The sequence below is a fragment of the Rhizobium sp. IY2 genome (genome assembly GCF_047532935.1).
Taxonomy (GTDB): domain Bacteria; phylum Pseudomonadota; class Alphaproteobacteria; order Rhizobiales; family Rhizobiaceae; genus Rhizobium; species Rhizobium anhuiense.
On the sequence record NZ_JBLKNU010000002.1, the window covers coordinates 459,955 to 480,882 of the forward strand.

Annotated in this window: 14 protein-coding genes; 5 read left to right on the plus strand and 9 right to left on the minus strand. The window is 63.0% G+C overall.

What is annotated here, in order from left to right:
- Window positions 1–27: 27 nt before the first annotated feature.
- Both pbpC and ACMUVN_RS10865 read right to left on the minus strand, forming a co-directional pair.
- Window positions 28–2,109 (minus strand): penicillin-binding protein 1C, encoded by a 2,082-nt coding sequence (gene pbpC / locus ACMUVN_RS10860; RefSeq protein ID WP_097595611.1) that lies wholly within the window; start codon window positions 2,107–2,109, stop codon window positions 28–30.
- A complete protein-coding gene (locus ACMUVN_RS10865) occupies window positions 2,109–7,577 on the minus strand; it encodes an alpha-2-macroglobulin family protein (RefSeq protein ID WP_183844757.1) in 5,469 nt (1,822 codons plus the stop codon). Before ACMUVN_RS10865 ends, pbpC begins: the two co-directional genes overlap by 1 nt.
- 198 nt (window positions 7,578–7,775) lie before the next feature.
- Between ACMUVN_RS10865 and msrA the strand changes: the two genes are divergently transcribed.
- The gene (gene msrA / locus ACMUVN_RS10870) at window positions 7,776–8,480 is read left to right on the plus strand and encodes a peptide-methionine (S)-S-oxide reductase MsrA (protein ID WP_183844758.1); all 705 of its coding nucleotides are present in this window, start codon (window positions 7,776–7,778) and stop codon (window positions 8,478–8,480) included.
- Window positions 8,481–8,498: 18 nt separating this feature from the next.
- Here the strand turns inward: msrA and ACMUVN_RS10875 are convergent, their stop codons facing one another.
- Window positions 8,499–9,038 (minus strand): L,D-transpeptidase family protein, encoded by a 540-nt coding sequence (locus ACMUVN_RS10875; RefSeq protein WP_183844759.1) that lies wholly within the window; start codon window positions 9,036–9,038, stop codon window positions 8,499–8,501.
- 280 nt (window positions 9,039–9,318) lie between these two features.
- Between ACMUVN_RS10875 and ACMUVN_RS10880 the strand changes: the two genes are divergently transcribed.
- Complete coding sequence (locus ACMUVN_RS10880; RefSeq protein ID WP_028756285.1) at window positions 9,319–9,759, plus strand: response regulator; 441 nt, start codon at window positions 9,319–9,321, stop codon at window positions 9,757–9,759.
- Window positions 9,760–9,788: 29 nt separating this feature from the next.
- Here ACMUVN_RS10880 and ACMUVN_RS10885 read toward each other — a convergent pair whose 3' ends face one another.
- Window positions 9,789–10,529, minus strand: a complete 741-nt coding sequence (locus ACMUVN_RS10885) for a TetR/AcrR family transcriptional regulator (RefSeq protein ID WP_063475951.1) — start codon at window positions 10,527–10,529, stop codon at window positions 9,789–9,791.
- A 273-nt stretch (window positions 10,530–10,802) separates the two neighbouring features.
- On the opposite strand from ACMUVN_RS10885, the gene ACMUVN_RS10890 reads away from it, so the two are divergent.
- Together ACMUVN_RS10890 and ACMUVN_RS10895 are read left to right on the plus strand one after the other, a co-directional pair.
- Entirely contained in the window at window positions 10,803–12,002 is a 1,200-nt protein-coding gene (locus tag ACMUVN_RS10890) for a multidrug effflux MFS transporter (protein WP_183844760.1), read from the plus strand.
- Window positions 12,003–12,143: 141 nt separating this feature from the next.
- On the plus strand, window positions 12,144–13,436 hold the full coding sequence (locus ACMUVN_RS10895) for an MFS transporter (protein WP_183844761.1): 1,293 nt from the start codon (window positions 12,144–12,146) through the stop codon (window positions 13,434–13,436).
- Window positions 13,437–13,443: 7 nt separating this feature from the next.
- Here ACMUVN_RS10895 and ACMUVN_RS10900 read toward each other — a convergent pair whose 3' ends face one another.
- The 5 genes from ACMUVN_RS10900 to ACMUVN_RS10920 form a co-directional block, all read right to left on the minus strand.
- Window positions 13,444–14,481: a LacI family DNA-binding transcriptional regulator gene (locus ACMUVN_RS10900; RefSeq protein ID WP_183844762.1), complete on the minus strand. Its 1,038-nt coding sequence runs from the start codon at window positions 14,479–14,481 to the stop codon at window positions 13,444–13,446.
- Window positions 14,482–14,604: 123 nt separating this feature from the next.
- Entirely contained in the window at window positions 14,605–15,645 is a 1,041-nt protein-coding gene (locus ACMUVN_RS10905) for a LacI family DNA-binding transcriptional regulator (protein ID WP_097595619.1), read from the minus strand.
- 152 nt (window positions 15,646–15,797) lie between these two features.
- The gene (locus ACMUVN_RS10910; protein WP_047612619.1) at window positions 15,798–16,115 is read right to left on the minus strand and encodes a hypothetical protein; all 318 of its coding nucleotides are present in this window, start codon (window positions 16,113–16,115) and stop codon (window positions 15,798–15,800) included.
- Window positions 16,116–16,221: 106 nt separating this feature from the next.
- The gene (locus ACMUVN_RS10915) at window positions 16,222–18,120 is read right to left on the minus strand and encodes an ABC transporter ATP-binding protein (RefSeq protein ID WP_047612622.1); all 1,899 of its coding nucleotides are present in this window, start codon (window positions 18,118–18,120) and stop codon (window positions 16,222–16,224) included.
- Between the two features lie 90 nt (window positions 18,121–18,210).
- Window positions 18,211–20,172, minus strand: a complete 1,962-nt coding sequence (locus tag ACMUVN_RS10920) for an ABC transporter ATP-binding protein (RefSeq protein ID WP_183844764.1) — start codon at window positions 20,170–20,172, stop codon at window positions 18,211–18,213.
- Window positions 20,173–20,296: 124 nt separating this feature from the next.
- On the opposite strand from ACMUVN_RS10920, the gene ACMUVN_RS10925 reads away from it, so the two are divergent.
- Window positions 20,297–20,914, plus strand: coding sequence for a flavodoxin family protein (locus ACMUVN_RS10925; RefSeq protein ID WP_183844765.1), 618 nt, complete (start codon window positions 20,297–20,299; stop codon window positions 20,912–20,914).
- The last annotated feature ends 14 nt before the right edge of the window (window positions 20,915–20,928 follow it).

The window sequence follows — 20,928 nt, forward strand, 5'->3', positions numbered from 1 at the left end:
CTTTTCAGACGCGCAAAGCACGATGCGTTAGTCGATGAAGACGCCCACGCTTGCGGCCCTCCCGGCCGAGTCGATGACGGTCAGTTTCGAGTAGCCGCCGCCATCGGGCAGCCATTGCTGGGTGCGCCGACGCGAGAGGTCGGGCAGCGGCTTGCCGTTGGCAAGCCAGCGGAACGGGGCGCGGCCGCCCTGCAGCTTCAGCATCAGGGGTGACAGGTTGCCTGCTCCAGCGCCGAGATCCACATGCGCGCCCTCGGGCGGATAGATGATCTGAGGTGCTGCCTCGCGACCGGAGGCGACGAGCAGGCCATTGGCATTCAGCGCAAAACGGCGCTGGCTGATCGGCAGCTCAGACTGGGCGATGCGCACGGCGCCGGCCGGCGGGCGGGGCAGCGGCGTCGTTGCGATGCCGGACTTGGCGAAGCCCTCGAATAGGATGGGTGCTGCGGTGCCATAGCCGGTCAATCCCGGCACGGCGCTATTGTCGGGCCGTCCGACCCAGACGCCGAGCACATAGCGCCCGTCATAGCCGACCGACCAGGCGTCGCGATAGCCATAGCTCGTGCCGGTCTTGTAGGCGATGCCGCGCTGCGGCGCGCCGGCGGGCGGAATGACGCCGGAGAGAATATCGGCGACGCTCCAGACCGCGACCGGCTCCAGCAGCGGTTCGCCGTCGAGTTTGCCCGGTGCGCCGGTGACACCGTCGCCGAGCCTTGCCGGCTGGCCGCGATTGGCGAGCGCCGTATAGAGCTGCACCAGATCCTTCAAGGTGATGCCGACGCCGCCAAGACCGATCGCCAGCCCCGGCGTCTCATTCGGCGGCAGGACCGGGCGCACCTCGGCGCGGCGGAAGCGCACCATCAGCCGCGACGGCCCGACCGCATCGAGCAGCTTGACCGCCGGCACGTTCAGCGAAAGCTGCAGCGCCTCGCGCACGGTGACGTCGCCCTGATAGCTCATGTCGAAATTGCGCGGCCTGTAGCCGAAGAAATCGGCGGGCCGGTCTTCGATGATCGTTTCCTGGGACACCAAGCCCTGTTCGAAGGCGAGCCCATAGATGAAGGGCTTCAGCGTCGAGCCCGGCGAGCGGTTGACGCGGGTCATGTCGATCCAGCCGGAGCGGCTGGCGTCGAAATAATCGGCCGAGCCGACCTCGCCGACGATCGCGCCGGTTTGCGCATCCGCCATCACCATAGCGAGCGACAGCTTCGGCCCGAGCTTCATGGCTGCTGCCCGCGCAACCGATTCCAGCCCCTGCTGCACCTGCTTCTTCAAGGTCGTCTGATGCTTGAGGACATCAGGCTCCTTGCGCAGCGCGGCTTCCGCGACATGGGCGGCAAGTGCGGGCAATTGCATGCGCCGCGATGGGACCGCGACACCCTCGGCACGCTCCGCTTCGCCATCGCCCACGGCTTCCGCCACCGCCACACGGTCAAGCACACGCTTGCGCGCAGCCTCGGCTGTCTTGAGATTGCGGTCCGGCCGGCGCCGTTCCGGCAATTGCGGCAGGGCGACGAGCAAAGCCGCCTCTGCGACCGTGAGGCGGCGCGGTTCCTTGCCGAAATAGGCAAGGCTTGCGGCGCGCACGCCTTCCAGATTGCCGCCATAAGGCGCATGCGTCAGGTAGAGATCGAGGATCTGTTCTTTCGACAGCCGCCGCTCGATCTGCACGGCGCGCACCAATTGCAGCAGCTTTGCCGAAAGCGAACGCCCTTCGCGCGGCTCGATCAGCCGCGCTACCTGCATCGACAGGGTCGAGGCGCCGGAAACGATGCGGCCATTGCCGACCAATTGCATGGCGGCACGCCCGAGCGCCCAGGGATCGACGCCGCCGTGATCATAAAAACGCTGGTCCTCATAGGCGATCAGCATGCGCAGGAATTGCGGATCGACGTCGGAGACCGCCGTCTTCAGCCGCCAGCGGCCTTCCGAGGTCGCGAAGGCACGCAGCAATTGCCCGTCGGCATCCAGCACCTCGGCGGAGACGGCATTCGCCCTGTCCAATGGCGGCGGATAAGCCTTGTCGGCAGCGTCGAGCGCAAAGAGAGCCGCACCGGCAAGAACGATGCCGGCCGCGGATCCGATCGCGATCTTGTGCCACCGCTTCATTATTGCGCTGCCACGACCTCCATCTTGCCGGTCGCCGTGCGGGCCGAAAGCTCCGGCCGGTACATGTCCTCGACGCTTGCCGCCGGATGGTCGTAGGTGCCGGGGGTGACGGCGCGCACGACATAGGCGACGTTGAATTCGCGATTGTCGCCTGCTGCGCGGTTGAAGGCGGCAACGAAGCGGTCATAGCGGAATTCGGTATGGGCGGCCGAGATCTCGCCGATCCAATCGAAATTCGTCATCTGGGCACTGTCGACGAGATTCGGATTGTCGATCTCGAAACCGGCGGGCAGGAGATCGGTGATGACGATGCGCGACGGCCAGTCATTGGTTTCGCGCACATGGATGACGACGACGTAGCGTTCGTTCTGCTTCGCCTCGCTGACATTCGCCTCTTCGCCGTCGAGCGTGTAGTAGCTGCGCTCGATGATGAAGCCGTCGCCACCGGCCGGCAGCGGCACTGTGGGGGCGGCAACGGTGGTGACTGCAGCCGAAACCGTGTCGTTCGTCTGGTTGGTCAGCGTCAGCGGATGGTCGGCGAGCGCATCGCCGGTCATGCGGGCCATGTAGGCGCCGGTATGCGGCGCGCCATTGACATCGACCTTCAGTCCATCGTCACCGCCCTGAATGGCGCGCGCGGCAAGCAGCATCCAGGTTTCTTCCTGCGTGCTCTTATATTTGCTGCGCCCCCATTCCTTGCCGACGGCCTTGGCGAGTTCCGGGATGACAGGCGGCACCGGCCGGCTTTCGGCGGCGAGCGCCAGGATCGCAGCACCATCGCGCAGGATCGTGCCGTAGTCGGTGCGCGACAGGTTCACGCGCGACACCATCGATTGCTCCGACATCTGCAGCGCGTCGAGGAAGATATTCTTCGAACGCTGCGCATCGCCATAGAGGGCCAGTGCCGCAGCGATATGCGCCTTGGCGAGCGGCGTCGGGAAGTCGTTGATCATCGTATCGGCATAGTAGCGCAGATCGCTGATCGCGGCCTTCTTGTTGCGGGCAAGGACGTAGATGGCATAGGCGATCTGATCGCCCTGGCCCTTGATGTCGGTGGTGTAGGACAGAGTGTTCTGCAGGTTTTCCAGCGCCTGCACGAAGGCCCTTTCCGGCACGTCATATTTCATTTCACGGGCCCGCGTCAGGAAATCGGTGACGTAGGAATCGAGCCAGACGTCGCCCGAATCCGGTCCCCAGAGGCCGAAGCTACCGGCCGAGGCCTGGTAGGAGAGCACGCGGTAGATCGCGTCCTGCACGCGCTGGTGCACGTCCTCGTCATTTGCCATGCCGGCCTGCTTTGCCACTTCGGCGAGGTAGAGCAGCGGCAGCGCCCGGCTGGTGGTCTGCTCGGCGCAGCCGAAGGGATAGCGGTCGAGCGTCATCAGCAAGGCCGGGATATCGAAGGCGGCCGAACGTGTGACGTTGACGCTGATCGAGGCGCCGGGCAGCACGCTATCGGCCAGCAGGTTCTTGTCGACGGTGAGCTTTGCTCCCGGCTTCAGCGCCAGCACCCGCCGTTCGGTGATCGGCAGCGATGCGGGGCGCACCGGCACGTCGACGGTTTGGTCGAGCGACAGGCCGGAAGCATCGGAAAGGTTGATCGAGACGCTGCCGGCGCCTGGCTGTTTGCCGACGAGCGAAAGCGTCAACTCGGATTTCGCTCCGGCCTCGAGGCGGATCGTCTGCGCGGCGGAAGCCTGTTCGATGCCGACGGCATCATTGCCGGTCAGCTGCAGCTTGTAGTCGCCGGCCGGCGCGTCGGTGTTGGCGATGTCGAGGCGCAGATTGGCCTTGTCGCCGGGGGCGAGGAATTTCGGCAGGCTTGCGGTCACCACGACAGGGTCGCGGATGATGACATCCTTGACGCCGTGGCCGACACCTGATTTCGACCAGGCGACCGCCATGACGCGCGCCGTGCCGTTGAATTGCGGAATGTCGAAGGAGACATGGGCCTTGCCTTCGGCGTCGAGCTTCACCGGCCCGGAGAAGAAGGCGACGAGCTTCTGCGTCGGCGGGCTTGCCTGCAGCGCCACGGCGCCGCCGTCACCACCGGTCCTGAGCTTGCCGGTCGCACCGAGCGAGCCGTCGATCAGCCGGCCATAGAGGTCGCGGATTTCAAGGCCGAGTTGGCGCTGGCCGAAATACCAGTCTTCCGGGTTCGGCGGTTCGTAGCGCGTCAGGTTGAGAATGCCGACATCGACGGCGGCAACCGTCACATAGGCGTCCTCGTTGGCGCCGGCGCCCGCCACCTGCAGGCCGATATCGAGCGGTCCGCGCGGCAGCATTTTTTCGGGTGTTGCGAGCGTCACCTGCAGCGCACGCTGTTCGGGATCGACCTTCAGCCATTTGATGCCGATCGAGCGCATCGGCATATGGCTGTCCTGGGCATCGCCGGGACGGAAGAGCGTGGCTGTGACATAAGCGCCGGCACCCCAGTCCGCAGTCACGGGGATGTCGACCTCGCCGCCGGTCTCGCCGATCGCAGCGTTCTGCACGGCGACCAGCTTTTCGGTGCCGGCCGTCACCATCAGCTCGCCGCCATAACGCGAGGTGACTTTCAGCTTGGCGGTCTCGCCGATCTTGTAGCTGTCCTTGTCGAGGGCGATTTCCAGCCCGTCGGGCGTTTCGGTCGAGGTCGAGGTGACGAACCAGCCGGCGTCGAATTCGACGCTGGAGGTCGGGCCGTCGGCATCCGGGCTTTCCACTTCGAGACGATATCGGCCCCAGGTCACCGGAACGGAAATCTTGCCGCCATCCATCGTCGCGTCGACGCTGCCGTTGGAAACCTGCTCGGCGGTGTAGACCGGCTCGTATTTCCACGCCGTTCCCTCGCGATACCATTGGTATTCGCGATTGAGGCTGTAGAATTTCCAGCGCAGGCTCTTCGCCTCCTGCTTCTGCCCGGCGGCATTGACGCCGATCACCGTGAAGTTGGCGATCGAGTTCTCGGGCAGGTCGCCGGAAAATTCCGGCTTGATGCCGATAGACGCCCGCTCGTTCTTCACCGGAATGGTCAGAGAGCGCTCGATGGCGCGGCCGCCCGCTTCCTGCATGCGTATGTAGACAGTGGCGTTGAGCAGCTGCGTCGTGGCCGGCAGGTCGCTGATGGTGAGATCCGTCGAGGCTTCGCCGTTCTCGTCGAGTTCCGGCAGGCCATCGATCGGCAGGCGCGAATCCTCGCTCGCTTCTTCGTCGGCGAGGCCGAACAGAAAGCCCTTAAAGGCAGCACTCTCACGCGTCGGCTTGACGACGACATCGCCTTCGAGCGTCAGCCCGGCGGCCGGGGCGCCGTAGAGATATTTGCCCGAAACGGTGATCGTCGCCGGCGTGTCCGGACCGACTTCCTTGGCCTCGGTCTTGATCTCCATGTCGGTGCGATCGGGGACGAAATCGTCGACCAGGAAACTCTTGCTGGCGATCGCGCTGCCCTTGGGATCGGTATAGATGTTCATCGTCCAGGTGCCGCGCATGGCGGTTTCCTGGGTCGCGAAATCGATGGAATAACCGCCGAGATTGCTGGTCTGGCTGACGATCCGCCGGTCTTCGACGCCATCGGGGCGGCTGAAGATGAAGGTGAGCGGCAGGTTCTCGATGGCGTTGCCGTCGGTGTCGCGGGCGAGCGCTTGGGCATGCACCGTTTCGCCGGCGCGGTAGATACCGCGTTCGGTGAAGGTCAGCACGTCGATCGCGCCGGGGGCGGCGCGGCCCGTCACGCCGCGGTCGGAAAGGTCGAAGCCGGCGCGTGTCATGTCGAGGAAGACGTAGTCCGAGGTCCCGTTCCTGGCGGCGATGACGGCGGGTGTGAGCGCCGCCGTGCCGCGGATCAGGCCGGCGGTGAAGGTGGCGCGGCCGTTTTCGTCGGTCGTCGCGGTGCCGAGCACTTCATTGTTCTTGGCGAGCAACTGCAGTTCGACACCCGCGATCGGCTTGGCCGAGGCGAGCGAACGGGTGAAGACGTTGAGCCCGTCGGTGCCGGCATAGGTGGTGACGCCGATATCGGAGACCAGGAACCATTGGGTCGCCTGTGAATCCCACTCCTGCGCCGGGCCGTTCGGGCCTGTTGCCGTCAGCACGTAGATGCCGGGCTTGCGCTCAGGCAGCGCCTCGTCGACCGGGAAGCTGGTGACGATGTCCTTGTTGAGCTCGTTGGCGATGTCGATCGAGCCCTGCCAGACGAGTTCGCCATTCTGGTCCTGAATGTTCTGGGCGCTGTAGCCGTCGAGCTGGCTCAGGAATTGCGAATTGGTCAAGAGCGGCGCAATGGCGCGATCGCCGATGCGGTAGAGTTTGAGATTGGCCGAGTTCAGGTTGACCGAGACGAGCGGGATGCCGCGGCGCGCCGTCGAGGGCAGCACGAAGCTGTCGCCGGTGAAACGCACCATCTGGCTGCGGTCCTTGATATAGACGTCGATGCTGACAGGTGCTTCGAGCGCCTCGTCGACGGAGGACGGCAGGCCGGTGCGGAAAGCGATCTTGTAGGTCTCGCCATGCGTCAGCCCCTCGACGCAGATCTGCTTGTCCTTGGTTTCCAGCGCCTTGGGAGCTGCCCCGTTCAGCGTCACGAAGGGCGTGTAGTCGGTGGTCTTGACCAGCGCCTCGGAGAAGGTGACGCAGGCGCGCGGCGTGGCGCTGTCGGCATCGACCGTGTGTTCGGTGATGCGGAAGCCCTGCGTCGATTTCAGCTGCAGGTAGGCGGTCTGAACATCGTCGGAGGCAACCAGCGCCAGGCTCGCTTTGTAGGCGTCGAGCGCCGGGCGGTAATTGGCGTTGCGGTCCAGGGCGTCGGCGAGGACGGCGAGCGCCTCGGCGCGCTTGGTCTTGGTGCGCGTCAGCTCGTAGCCGTTCAGCGCGTCGAGCACGGCCTGGCCGGATGTGTTGGTCTCGGCGTTGCCGAGCGAAGCGGCGGCGCGGGCGGTTTCGAGCCAGAGATCGGCGTCGTCAGGGGTGATCGACAGCGCGCCATGGAAGGACTTCAGCGCCTCGGCCAGATTGTTGGCGGTGAGGTCGATGCGGGCATTGGCCGTCAGGCTGTCGACGCCCTGGCCCTGCTGGTCGTCGGTAAGCGCCAGATTGTCCTTGAAGTCATGGGCCTGCTGGATGAGGTCGTTGGTCAGGAAGGTCAGGCGCGGCGCGGCGCCGATTTCGGGCTCCTGCTTGCCTGATGTTTCGACGATCTTGCCGGCGATCGCGCCGGGGAAAGCATTCATCGTCTTGAAATCGGATTTCAGGAAACACCATTTCACCTTGGGATTGTAGGTGAAGGCCTTGCAGCTCTTGTCGCCGATGCAGGAGGTCTTGCACTGATCGAGCGAGACATTCTGCTCCGTGCGAAGATCGAAACCGAAGAAATCGGCGTCCTTGATCGTCTGGATGTCGCGCTTGGTGTCCGCAGCGGCGGCGGGAAGGCTGACGGCGATCGTGGAAAAAAATGCGATTGTCGCGAATGCAAAGAACGAGCGCACGGACATAGGTTCCCCCCGGAAATGCAGGCTCTGATCGGCGGCACTCTCCTCACTCCTCGCGGGATTGTCAACTCAAGTTGAGCGCTGTTTCATGTTCGCACAGGGGCTTTCGTCCAGCTGTCACATCGGCGTGAGTGACCGGCTTGTGATTTGCGGGTTTTGCAAGGATGCGCAAGAATTTGGGCTGTCGCAGGAGGTAGCGCAATGTCCACGTCTTCCCATCGCCGGCGCCTTGCCGCGTTCCTTGCCGCCGCCGTCGTCTCGCTCAGTGCGTGTGGCGTAGCCGCGGCCGAGGAGGCGGTCGTCATCCCGCCGCCAGCCGTTGACCAGGCGGCCGGATCCGGCACCGAGACGGCCATTTTCGCCGGCGGCTGTTTCTGGGGCGTCCAGGGCGTCTTCCAACACGTGAAGGGCGTTAAGAGCGCCGTCTCCGGCTATGCCGGCGGCGATGCCAAAACGGCGCAATATGAAACCGTGAGCACCGGCGCGACGGGTCACGCCGAATCCGTTCAGGTCAAGTTCGATCCGAATCAGGTGAGTTACGGCAAGTTGCTACAGATCTTCTTCTCGGTGGCGCACAACCCGACGCAGCTGAATTTCCAGGGTCCGGATCGGGGAACGCAATACCGCTCGGCGCTGTTCGTCTCCGATCCCGAGCAGCGCAAGGTCGCCGAGAGCTATATCGAGCAGCTCGACAAGGCGCATGTCTTCGCCCAGCCGATCGTCACCAAGGTGTCCGAAGCCACCGGCTTCTATCCCGCCGAAGCCTATCATCAGGATTTCCTGACGCTCAATCCGACCTATCCCTATATCGTCTATAACGACCTGCCGAAAATCGAGAACCTCAAGTCGCTGTTTCCCGCCGACTATCGCAGCCAGCCGGTCCTCGTCCTGAAGGCCAAGGGCTGAAAAGGCCGTGGCAACAGTTCAGGGCATAATCTCGATGGGCGTATGGTCGGGTACGCGAGCCCAGATATCGCGCATCTCCGCGTTGGTGACCGCAATGCACCCATCCGTCCAATCCCACAGTTGATGGATGTTTCCGAACAGGCCCCAGCCATTGGGAAGGCCGTGGATCATGATCGCGCCACCGGGGGGGAAGCCGCCGGATTGAGCGTTGCGCTGGTCATCAGGATTTGGATAGGAAATGTGCAGGCTGAGATGCGCCATGGACTTGGGATTTCGCCAGTCTATCTCATACCGTCCTTCGGGTGTTTTCTCGTCACCTTCTCGCTGCTTGGGACCCTCGTCGGCAGCCCACCCAAGAGAAATCCGGTATGTCGAGAGGGCGGCATCGCCTCTGAGAAGGACCATGCGGCGTTCGGATTTATAAACGCGAATGAGGTCAGCCCGTTGCTCGAAAGGCGCATCCGCAGGCGGCGAGCCTGAACCGACCCCGGCCATCAATTTGGTGTAAGCGAACAAGCCGATGATCACGGCGGCCAGAACGATAAATGTGTTTCTCAATATGATTCTCGTTTGAGGTAACGCAAGGGTTATACCGTCTTATCGCGCCTTCAGCCATAAGATGTAGCCTCGAGCTTAAGCGCGATCCGGCTCCGCCTTTTTCTCCATCTCCTTGTTATTAAGAATTTATCAACGTTAACAATATCTTAAATATGGCAAATCGCGTTCCACCGCGGAACATATCTTCGAGTTGCCCGTTACCGCCATGAGTTTCGCTTGAAGGACAGGCTGGCGGAGCGGATCCCTCTTTCGAAGTATAGGCGTAACAAGGGGACGTATCATGGCCACCAATGTCGTGCGGCGCTGGCAACGAGATGATCTGATGAAACAGAGAGTATTGATCGTCGAAGATGAATTCCTGATTGCGCTCGATCTCGAGGCGACGGTGGAAGGCATGGGGATGCAGGTCGCCGGCCTTGCCAATGATTGCGAACAGGCGTTACGGCTGGCGCCGCTTGCCGATATCGCTTTCGTCGACGTCAATCTCGCCGACGGCCCGACCGGGCCTGAGATCGGCCGGCGGCTGGCGCAAGAGCATGGCATCGCGGTCGTCTTCATGACCGGCAATCCAGAAATCGTCGCCGATGGGGTCAAGGGTGCGGTCGGCGTGGTCCAGAAGCCGGTCATGCCTTCGGTTGTCGAACAGCTGGTGAAATATCTTGCCGCGCGCCGCGTCGGCATGTTCGCGGTCGTGCCTTCGCAGATGACGGTCTTTGCCTGATCAGAGGGCCCCGATCAGAGGAGGCCTGATCAGCCTGAGATGGCTGCGAGTTGCGGCTGCTGGCCGGCCTTTTCGGCCACCGGCCTGCCATAGGCCTTGAGAAAAGTACGGACGGCGTTGCGCGCCGCCTTTTCCAGCTCTTCATCGGTGGGTGTGGCGCCGAGAAGGATCATCATTTGCAGGTCGGCATTGCCGAGCGCGACGAACTGCCGGGCGGCGACGTCGAAATCGTCGATGACGAGCGTTCCCTTGTGGGCAAGCCGCGCGAACAGTGCGGAAAGGGCAGTGATCAGCTTGCCCGGCCCCTGCTGGCGCCAGCTTTCGAAGAGGTGCGGATACCGCTCGCCTTCGGTCTGCACCAGCTTGCGCAAGAATTTTCCATCGTGGTTGCAGATGCAGTTCTTATTGAGGCGCACGGCGAAAGCCGTCAGTTCACCCTCAAGATCGTCGGCGTTGTCCGGGAAAGATGACAGCACCGAGAAGAGCATGGCGTTGGCGCGGTTCATGACGTCTTCGACGACGGCGACGAACAGCGTTTCCTTCTCGCGATAGTGATTGTAGATCGTTTGGCGGGATACGCAGGCGACTGCGGCGATCTCGTCGATGCTGGCGCCGGCAAAACCCTGGCGGCAGAAGACGTCGGCGGCGGCATCGAGGATCGACATGCGCTTGGCGCATTGGCCGCGCTGCGTATGCCCCCCAATCCGGGCTGCCGGTGTCATGCGATCTTTCATGAGAGCGAAGATAAGACGTCTTGACGTTTTAGACAATGGCGTCTAATTTTACATCCGTGTCCAAATTTGTTGACACTCTTGGTTTGCCGCTGGAGATATGAGCTCCCAACTTCGTCTTCGCGCGAACGATCATCATTGAACCCTAGCGCATCGGCCCGAAAATCGGTTCGATTTTCGGAAAGCACGATGCGTAAATTCAAAGATTAGAGCGTCCCTTTGTGCGTCCGAGAGGACGCATGGCGCTCTAAGAGCAAAGTCGCGGAGCGACGATCCGGTACCTCCGCTGCGCTTTTAAGAAAGATCACCATTATGACGGCTTCCTTCTTTCGCATTGCCCTCATTCTCGGCCTTTTGTCGGCCATCGGGCCTTTCGCCATCGACATGTATCTGCCTGCGCTGCCCTCCATCGGCCAGGATCTGCATGCCGATAACAACGTCACCCAGCTCACCCTTCTCGCCTTCTTCATCTCCTTTGCGCTCGCCCAGCTCGTCTACGGTCCGCTGTCGGATATGTGGGGCCGCAAGCTGCCGCTCTATCTCGGTATTGGCCTCTTCGCCGTCGCTTCGATCGGCTGTGCGCTGGCCACCGATATCGAAACGCTGATCGCCTTCCGCTTCGTTCAGGGGATCGGCGGAGCCGCCGGCATGGTCATTCCGCGCGCTATCGTCCGCGACATGCACACCGGCGTGCAGGCCGCCCGCCTGATGTCGCTGCTGATGTTGGTCTTCTCGATCTCGCCGATCCTGGCGCCGTTGACGGGCAGCGCCGTCATCGAATTCTACGGCTGGCGCGGCGTGTTCTGGGCAGTGACGATCGCCGCCTTCATCGGCCTTGTCCTGCTCGCCACCCAGCTCGAGGAAACCCGCTCCGTCAACGAGCGCAGCGGCAGCGGTCTGAAGAGCGCTATGGCCGCCTATCGGCTGCTGCTCACCGACCGCAACTTCCTGACCCTGACCTTCATCGGCGGCCTCGGCATTTCGAGCTTCCTCGTCTATCTCGCCAACTCGCCCTTCGTGCTGATCCAGCATTATGGGCTGACGCCGACGCAATACAGTTTCGCTTTCTCGATCAACGCCGTGTCCTTCTTCGCGGTATCGCAGGCGACGGGCTGGCTCGGCGAGCGGTTCGGCCTCATGCGCGTCATGCGGATTGCAGTCAGCGCCTTTGCCCTTGCCATGGTCGTCATGGCGGTGGTGATGGCCGCCGGCTTCAACCAGCTGCCTGTGATGGCGACCTTCCTGTTCATCGGCTACGGTTTCCTCGGCCTCGTCATTCCGACGAGCGCGGTGCTCGCCCTCGAGGATCACGGCGAGATCGCCGGCACGGCCTCGTCGCTGATGGGCACGCTGCATTTCGTGATCGCCGCCGTCGCCATGGTCATATCGAGCGTCTTCTTCGACGGCACCGCCGTTCCGATGGCCGCCGGTATCGCGCTCTGCGCCTTCTCGGCCTTCGTGCTGACCCAGGCAACGATCGGCCGCCGCTCCGCCGTTGCCGCGGCCGAATGATCGACGACAGGCCGCACCCGGTCTCCCGGGTGCGGCCACATGACTGGTCGCACTTGGGTGAGAAAATGCAACGCGCAATTGATTATCATCTGACCGCTCTATCTACGCCGTGACGAAGCACTGTCATTTCGGAGGATACGCATGGTCGACGAGAAGCGGCTGATCTCGAAAATCACCTGGAAGCTGATGCCCTTTCTCGGCATCCTCTATCTCATCGCCTATATCGACCGGCAGAATGTCAGCTTCGCCAAGCTGCAGATGGTCGATGCGCTTGATATAAGCGAATATGCCTATGGCCTCGGCGCTTCGCTGTTCTTCATCGGTTATTTCCTCTTCGAGGTGCCGAGCAATCTCTTCCTCGACCGGCTCGGCGCCCGCGTCTGGTTTGCGCGCATCCTGGTCTCCTGGGGCCTCGTCACGGTCGCGCTCGCCTTCACGCAGAACGCAACGATGTTCTACATCCTGCGCTTCCTGCTCGGTGTCTGCGAAGCCGGATTCTTTCCCGGCGTCCTCTATCTGCTGACGCTCTGGTTTCCCTCGGCCTATCGCGGCAGGATGGTCGGGTTGTTCATGATCTTCAGCGCGATCGCCAATGCCGTCGGCGCGCCGCTCGGCGGTATGCTGCTCGATCTCGACGGTCTCTACGGCTTTGCCGGCTGGGAGTGGGTCTTCCTCGCGACGGGCGTTCCGGCCGTCATCGCCGGCATCGTCACCTTCTTCTATCTTCCCGGCCGGCCCGAAAGCGCAAGCTTCCTCAGCGGTGAGGAGAAGGCCTGGCTCGAACGCAGGCTTGCCTCGGAAAATGCCGGCATGGGCGAGAATGCCTCAAACGGCTTCAAGGCGCTCATCGACCCGCGCGTGCTGCTGATGGCGCTCTGCTATATCGCCTTTCCGCTTTCGGCCTATGGGCTCAGCTATTGGCTGCCGACCATCGTCCAGGCCTTCGGCGTCAGCAACACGGTGAACGGTTTCCTCAACATCATTCCCTGGGTGCTGGTTGCAGTCGCGCTTTATGCCGTTCCCGCCATGGCCGACAAGGCGCCATCGAAGACGCCCTATATTGTCATTCCCGCTTTCATCGGCGCTGCCTGCCTGCTGCTCTCGGCGCTGATCCCGAACCACGCTTTGCAATTCGCCTTCCTCTGCGTCGCCGCTGCCGGCATCTTCGCACCCCAGCCTGTCTTCTGGAGCCTGCCCTCCCGTTTCCTCAAGGGGGCGGGTGCTGCAGCGGGCCTTGCCGCCATCAATTCGGTCGGAAATCTCGGCGGCTTCGTCGCCCAGAACGTCGTGCCCTGGATCAAGGAAGCAAGCGGCAGCACGATCGCGCCGATGTTCTTCCTGGCCGCCTGCCTGGCTGCCGGCGCCCTGCTGGTCTTCGTCGTCACGCATCAGCTGTCGCAACGGGAGCATGCGGCGGCGGCGAGCCGGGTCTGAGAAAGGTTCAGGCTGTCAGGGTGAAAGCGTCGCTTTCACCGGGAACGAGTTCCAGCGGCCAGATCCGGTTGCGGGCGCCCTGCGGATAATGATCGGCATAGGCCGGCATGGTGGCGAGCAGGGTTTCGCCAAGTTGCGCCCCGAGATCGCGCAGCGACATGCGGAAGGAGGTCAGCGACGGCTGCAGGAAATGGGTGCGCGGCTCCTCGCGGAAACCGACGACGGCGAGGTCGCGGCCGGGCACGATGCCGGCCTCGGCCAGCCGCCGGTAAAGCCCGATCGCCATCAGCTCGTGGATCAGGATGATCGCGGTCGGCCGCTCTTTGATCATCAGCAATTCGTGGCCAGCCTGATAGCCGCCCTGTTCGCTCGACTTGACGCGGATGACGAGAGCCGGATCGAAGGCAATGCCGTGCCGTTGCAGTGCCTGGCGGTAACTGTCGAGGAAGATGTAGCCGAGATTGATGTCGGAGGAGGGGGCGGCTACCGCGATCCGCCGGTGGCCTTTCGCGACCAGCCGGTCGACGCCGCGCGCCGCCACGCCCTCGAAATCGAGATCCATCCAGGTATAGCTGCCGCCGGACGCGCTGCGGCCGAGCGCCACGAAGGGGATGCGGGCCTTTTCCAGAAGCTCGATGCGCCGGTCGGTGCGTCGCGTCGCGGAGATGATCAGCGCATCGACCAGGCGGCGCGCCACCATGCGCTTCAGATATTCGTGCGGATCCTCGTCATCGGGACAGGGCAGCATGACGAGATCGAGCTTGTGACGGGAAAAGACGCTCTGCAGCCCGTCGGTGACGCCGAGGAAGAAGTCGTCGCTGTTTTCGACCGTCTCGCGGCTGACTTCGAGCATCAGCCCGATGACGTTGGTCATGCCCTGGCGAAGGCTGCGGCCCGACTGGTTGGCGACGTATCCGAGCTCCTCGGCGGCGGCAAGCACCCGTCGGCGCGTTTCGTCGTTGACGTCGGGCTTGCCGTTCAACGCACGGGATACGGTTCCGATCGAAATGTCGAGATGTTTGGCAAGCTGGCGAATTCCCTTCATCTCAGGCGATCTTCCTCCCTTACAGCGCCGAGCGTCATATAGGACGCACAAACGACGCTGTAACACTTTGATCTACGTGTCTTCTTGCCACAGGATGGCGTCCGCGAAAAGCGGTTGGGGAGGTTAGGGTTCGAAGCTCTGGCGGATGATGAGTTCCGGAATGACGCGCTCGTACCCTGGAGGCGCATCGGGGTTTTCAAGCCGCCGCTCCATCAACTCGACGGCGCGCAATGCCATGGTCAGCGGATCCTGGCGGAAGGTGGTGAGCTGATAGCTCAGCCAGGCGGATTCCGGCACGTCGTCGAAGCCGATGACGGCGACATCCTCGGGGATGCGCAGCCGCGCTTCCAGGCGCACGACATCCATCAGCCCGAAGGCGAGCTGGTCGTTGACGCAGAAGACGGCGTCGGGCTTGATTTTTTCCGAAAAGAGCGCGCGCCCGGCAGTGACGCCGCCATCATAATCGGAATCGCCGCCGCGCCCGACGACGACGGATGCACCGAGCGACCCGGCCGCCAAAAGGAAGGCGTTTTCGCGCTCGATGATGGCAGGCGTTCCCGTGTTCGAGCCGATGACCGCCAGCCGCCGTCTGCCGCTTTCGTAAAAGGCCGTCGCCGCCTTGCGGGAGGCTTCGGAATTGCCGGCGCGCACATGGTCGGCGCCGGGTTCCGAGCGGCCGATCACGACGAGCGGCTGGCCGTTTCGCTGTGCGAGTTCGAAAAAACTCGCCGGCGGCGAGCCGGAGAGGATGATGATCGCTTCGGCGCGGTGGCCGATCAGCATCTTCTGGGCGGCGAGCAGCTCGTCTTCCGTCTGGCCAGTGTTGATGAGGATAGGGATGCTGCCGCGTTTGATCAGGCTTTTGGCCAGTGCTGCGGCGAGATGCGCGCGAAAGCCCAGCTCCGGCCGCGTGGCGACGATGCCGACGAGACGGCTCCGGTTGGCAAGCACGCCGCGCGCCAGGTCGTTGACGTGATAGCCGAGTTCTTGCGCTGCCCGCAGCACCTTTTCCCGCGTTGCCGGCGCCACGCTGGCGCCCGGCGTGAACGTGCGCGACACGGCCGAGCGCGAAACGCCTGCCAATTGCGCGACCTGCTCGGCGCTGACGAAGCGCATGCGTTCTTTCTTCGGCGCCTTGCCGCCGGTCCCCGGACCATCATTCATCGGCTTTCAGCTACTGCTCGTCTCTTACAGCCGAATGACAGGAAGCGCATGGGCAGCCAGAATTTTTGATGAAAATGCCGAGGCTGCAGGACGCAACCTCGGCGGATGGGCGAAAATAATGAGATCAACGCCTTAAAAGGCGCTCAGCTCCGCTACTCGCAGACCTGCACGGTTTCGGTATGATAGCCGCCGTCATAGCGGTTGCGGACGTCACGGTCCTCATACCAGCATCTCGGCGCGGGTTCGACATAGCGAGGGCCATCGACATAGCGGGGACCGCCATCGACGTAACGGGGGCCGCTATTGGCGATCGCGCCGCCGATCAGGCCGCCGACGACACCTGCGGCAACGCCGCCGGCGATGACACGACCGGTGTCGTTGTGATGATGGCGATCACGCGCGGCAGCAGGCTGAATGGCCGATCCAACAAGGGCCGTGGCGATCAACAGGCTGCTTATAACTCTCTTCATAACGTTCTCCTCAGTGGCAACTGGGTCCCCCGATAGGAGATAAATGGGGCAGCACGGCGTTTGTTCGTTCAAACTTTGCAACAGGCATTAATGCATGCTGCCCGAGTCAGGTCGCCGATTGCGCCGCCGTCGTCTCTTCCAGCACGTCTTCGGGAATGTCGTCGAAGGAGGCGTAGTTGAGATTATAGAGCTTGGAATAGAGCTTGCCGTTCTTCATCAGCAGGCGGTGGTCGCCGTTTTCGATGATTTCGCCGTTCTGCAGCACGATGATGCGGTCCGCCTCGCGGATCGTCGCCAGTCGGTGGGCGATGACCAGGCCGGTGCGGTTTTCGAGCAGCTTCACCAGCGCCTTCTGGATCAGCATCTCGGTATAACTGTCGATATTGGCCGTTGCTTCGTCGAGCACGAGGATCTTCGCGTCCGCCACCAGGGCGCGGGCAAAGCTCAAAAGCTGGCGCTGACCGAGCGAAAGATTGCCGCCGCGCTCACCGAGAACGCTGTCGTAACCATCGGCCAGTCGCATGATGAAGTCGTGCGCGCCGACGGCCTTCGCCGCCTCGATCACCTCTCCACGCGTCGCCCCCAGCTTGTGGTAGCGGATGTTTTCGAAAACAGTGCCGGTGAAGAGGAAGGGCTCCTGCAGCACCATGGCGATCTGCGCCCCGAGCGAATCCTGGGTCAGATCACGCACATCATGGCCGCCGACCAGCACCTGGCCCTGCTGCACATCGTAAAAGCGATGGATCAGCGACATGCAGCTCGATTTGCCGGACCCGGTCGGCCCGACCAGCGCCACCGTCTCGCCGGGATTGACCTTGAAACTGACATGCTTGAGCACCGGATGTTTCGGATTGTAGCCGAAGACGACGTCCTTGAATTCGACCGAGCCGTCCATGTCGCGCGACAGCGCCGTGGCACCAGGCGCATCCTTGATGTCGACAGGCACGTCGAGCACTTCGGTCAGCCGCTGGCCTGACGCCATGGCGCGCTGCATCACCGAATATTGCAGGGTCAGCGAACGGATCGGGTCGAAGAAGCGCTGGATATAGAACAGGAAGGCGATGAGCACGCCGACATCGAGCGCCTGGTTGAGCACGCGGGCGCCGCCGACGACGATGACGAGCGCCATTGCCACGCCGGTCAGGCTGTCGACGATCGGCACCATCACCTGCGCATAACGCGCCGCTGTCAGATGCGTCTTGAGGTTGGCATGCGCCTTGTCGTCATAGAGCGTGAAGTTGACGCCCTGCCTGTCCATGCTTTGGACGGCGCGCACGCCGTGGATCGCTTCGGCGAGTGCGCCGGCAGCAACCGAATTGGTCTCGTGCGCGGCCATGAAAGATTTGCGGGCGAGCGGCAGCCAGAACAGCCGGACGATGAACAGCACCGGCAGCACCGAGAGCGTCAGCAGTCCCAGCTTGAAATCGAGATAGAGCATCACGAATACGATGCCGAAGAGCAGCACGATGTCGCCGACGGAAAGCACCGAGGTTTCGAGGAATTCCTGCATGGAGTTGACGTCGCCCTGCAGGCGCGACATCAGCCGGCCCACTTCGGTCTTGTCCATGAAGGAGAGCGAGACGCGCTGGAGATGCGAAAACATTGCCTTGCGGATATCGAAGAGCACCTCTTCCGCCACGCCGCCGACCAGCGTCTCCTGTGCGTAGCTCGCCGCATAGTTGATGAGGATGGCCATCGTGAAGGCGACGATCGACCAGATCAGCGCCGAATGGTTGCCGCCCGGCGACATGCCATGGTCGATGGCATAGCGGATGATCAGCGGGATGATGAGCTGCATCATCGTGAAGGTCAGAACGGCGACGACGGACCAGAGGACCTGACGGCGATAGGGGTGAACGAAAACCCAGATGCGCTTGATGATGTTGCCGTCGAAGGCCCTGCCGAACATCTCCTCCTCGACGCGATGCGAACCGACCACCGCCCGCGGCGGGCGGCGTCCATCCTCGCGAACGTCGGGACGCTCGGTTTCCAGTTCCTCGGCCATGACATTCCTCCCGCGGCCATCACTTCCGGTGGCCTGCATAGTCACTACACATTCCTCTCCACTTGGCAGCAGAGGGGAACATATCCGTTGCTAGGCGCTCAGCGCCTCGTCGCCCGGCCGCACCTGAAGGTCGTAGAGCGCCTTGTAGCGCCCGCCGAGCGAAAGCAGCGCCGCATGCGTGCCGCGCTCGACGATCCGGCCGTCTTCGACGAACAGGATCTGGTCGGCATGCATCAGCGAGCTCAGGCGATGGGCAACGATGATCGTTACGCGGTCAGCGGCATAGCGGCGCATGGCGCCGCGGATGCGCTGCTCCGTGGCCGCATCGATTGCCGCCGTCGAATCGTCGAACACCATCACCGCCGGCTTCAGCATCAGCGCGCGGGCGATCGAAAGACGTTGCCGCTGGCCGCCGGACAGCGAAACGCCACGCTCGCCGACGACAGTGCCGTAACCGGTGGGCAGGCCGAGCACGTAATTGTGGAGCTGGGCGCTTTCGCTGGCGCGCTCGATGCGGCCTTCCTTCGCCCACGGGTCGCCATAGGCGATATTGTTTTCGATCGTCGTGGTGAACAGGAAGGAATCCTGCTGCACGACGGCCACCGCCCGGCGCAGCGATTGCAGCGTCGCCTTGCGGATGTCCTGGCCGTCGATGGTGATCTTGCCGCCGGTGACGTCGTAGAAGCGCGGGATGAGATGGGCGATCGTCGACTTGCCGCTGCCCGGAGGTCCGACGATGCCGATCGTCTGGCCGCGCCTGGCTTCGAAGGAGACATCGTGGAGCACAGTGCGCTTTTCCGAACCCGGATAGGCGAAGCTGACATTCTCGAAGCGCAGCACGCCATCGGTGAGCTTCAATTCCTTCGCATCCGGCGCATCCTTGATTGAAATGTCGAGGTCGAGCAGGGCAAAGAGGCGCGTGCCGCAGGTGGAGGCGCGGGCAAAGGCGTTGACCATCAGGCCGAGCTGGCGCACCGGCATCTGCAGGATGGTCATGAAGGTCAGGAACGAGGCCAGCGTGCCGACGGTGATCTCGCCCGACATCACCTTGCCGCCGCCGACCCAGAGCACCAGGCCCATCGCCGCGAAGAAGGAGAAGGTCATGGCGCTGGTATTGGTGACGCGGATGCCGACGCGCTGATGCGCGAGCGCCAGCGCATTCTTCGACGCCGCCTCGAATTTCGACATTTCGTGGTCCTGCGCGGCAAAGGCGCGCACGACGCGGATGCCGCCAAGATTCTCCTCCATGATGCGGGTCAGCACCGAAAGCCGCTCCTGCAGGTCGAGCCAGGTGGCGCGCAGCCTGAGCTGCGTCACCGAGGAGCGCCAGCCGACGAAGGGCACGAAGGAGAGCGCCAGCAGGCCAAGGACGATATCGGTCGACAGGAGCATATAGGCGCCGATTCCGATCAGGATCGACAGCAGGATCATCCGGACGAGCGCGGTGGAAAAATACATGCGCACGCCTTCGAGGTCGAGCAGGCCGACGGTGATCAGGTCGCCGGAATGCACGGTGTCATGAAAGCTGAAGGAGAGCCGCTGGATCTTTTCGTAGCAGGCCAGCCGCAACTCGTAGCCGATGTGATGGCCGACCGATTCGCTGTAATAGTTCTGGACCATGGTGAAGAGGCCGCGCAGCACGCTGGCCCCGAGCAGCAGCAGCGCCGTGGTCAGAAGCGCGTCCTGCGCCACCTGGCCCGCCGCTCCGCCGCTCATCGCCAGCTGCGTGTGGTCGACGGCCTGGCCGAGAAGGCGCGGGATCATCAGCTGGAAGGTAGAGGCGACAAGCGTGGCGCCGATCGCAAAGCCGGATTGCCAGGGGTGGCGGAAGGCCATCATGGTGATGCGCACCAATGTGTAGAGGCCTCGGCCCCAGCCTGCCGCAGTTGCAAGCGCCATCGAAGCCGAAGGCTTCGTCGCGCGTGTTAACGCATCGCTGCTCACGGTATTTTTTCCAATAGATGTGTGGTCGGACGCTGGCCCGAAAAGACGGCAAATCCATGAAGGGATTGATAGCATCTTCACTTTTGCCGATTCCATTTGGGGGTTCAAGTAAAGAATTCACCAGTTGGTTATTTTTACGTGAGGTCGCCTCGCCACCCCGGCGGGAACAATCTGCGCGCGAACGGGTTGCAGCAGGCGAATGCCCGACAGCCAGCCTTTACCGGAGAGACCCATGCCGCTCAAAGCTCTCGCCCTCAATGCCACGCTGAAGACCAGCGACGCCAAGGAGGCGTCCTCGACCGACCGGATGATCGGCCTGATAGACAAGGCAATGTCCGCGCACGGTGTCGTGACCGAGGTGCTGCGCCTTGCCGATTTCAACATCAAGCCGGGCGTCACCTCGGACGAAGGCGCCGGCGATGATTGGCCTGATATTCGCGCAAAGCTGCTCTCCGCCGACATCCTGCTGATGGCGACGCCGATCTGGCTCGGCCAGCCATCCAGTGTCTGCAAGCGGGCGCTGGAGCGCATGGACGCCTTCCTCGATGAGGCGGACGATCAGGGCCGTATGGTCTCCTATGGCCGGGTCGCGGCCGTCGCCGTCGTCGGCAACGAGGACGGCGCCCATCACGTGTCGGCCGAGCTCTTCCAGACGCTGAACGACGTCGGTTTCACCATCCCCGCGAATGCGGTCGCCTATTGGGTCGGCGAGGCGATGGGTTCCACCAATTTCGCCGATCTAGACAAGGTGCCGAAGGTCGTGACGACATCAGTCGAGATGTTGGCGCGCAACACGGTGCATCTGGCAAACCTGCTGAAGGCCAAACAATATCCGGGCGAGGGCAGCTGAAGAGGGGCGGCCCG

Bases quoted from the DNA above. Each gene is read 5' to 3' on its own strand.
- ACMUVN_RS10925 (WP_183844765.1), top strand. From the start codon at position 20,297: ATGCCGCTCAAAGCTCTCGCCCTCAATGCCACGCTGAAGACCAGCGAC.
- ACMUVN_RS10910 (WP_047612619.1), bottom strand. From the start codon at position 16,115: ATGAAGAGAGTTATAAGCAGCCTGTTGATCGCCACGGCCCTTGTTGGA.
- ACMUVN_RS10905 (WP_097595619.1), bottom strand. From the start codon at position 15,645: ATGAATGATGGTCCGGGGACCGGCGGCAAGGCGCCGAAGAAAGAACGC.
- ACMUVN_RS10890 (WP_183844760.1), top strand. From the start codon at position 10,803: ATGACGGCTTCCTTCTTTCGCATTGCCCTCATTCTCGGCCTTTTGTCG.
- ACMUVN_RS10880 (WP_028756285.1), top strand. From the start codon at position 9,319: ATGGCCACCAATGTCGTGCGGCGCTGGCAACGAGATGATCTGATGAAA.
- ACMUVN_RS10865 (WP_183844757.1), bottom strand. From the start codon at position 7,577: ATGTCCGTGCGCTCGTTCTTTGCATTCGCGACAATCGCATTTTTTTCC.
- ACMUVN_RS10915 (WP_047612622.1), bottom strand. From the start codon at position 18,120: ATGGCCGAGGAACTGGAAACCGAGCGTCCCGACGTTCGCGAGGATGGA.
- pbpC (WP_097595611.1), bottom strand. From the start codon at position 2,109: ATGAAGCGGTGGCACAAGATCGCGATCGGATCCGCGGCCGGCATCGTT.
- ACMUVN_RS10895 (WP_183844761.1), top strand. From the start codon at position 12,144: ATGGTCGACGAGAAGCGGCTGATCTCGAAAATCACCTGGAAGCTGATG.
- ACMUVN_RS10900 (WP_183844762.1), bottom strand. From the start codon at position 14,481: ATGAAGGGAATTCGCCAGCTTGCCAAACATCTCGACATTTCGATCGGA.
- msrA (WP_183844758.1), top strand. From the start codon at position 7,776: ATGTCCACGTCTTCCCATCGCCGGCGCCTTGCCGCGTTCCTTGCCGCC.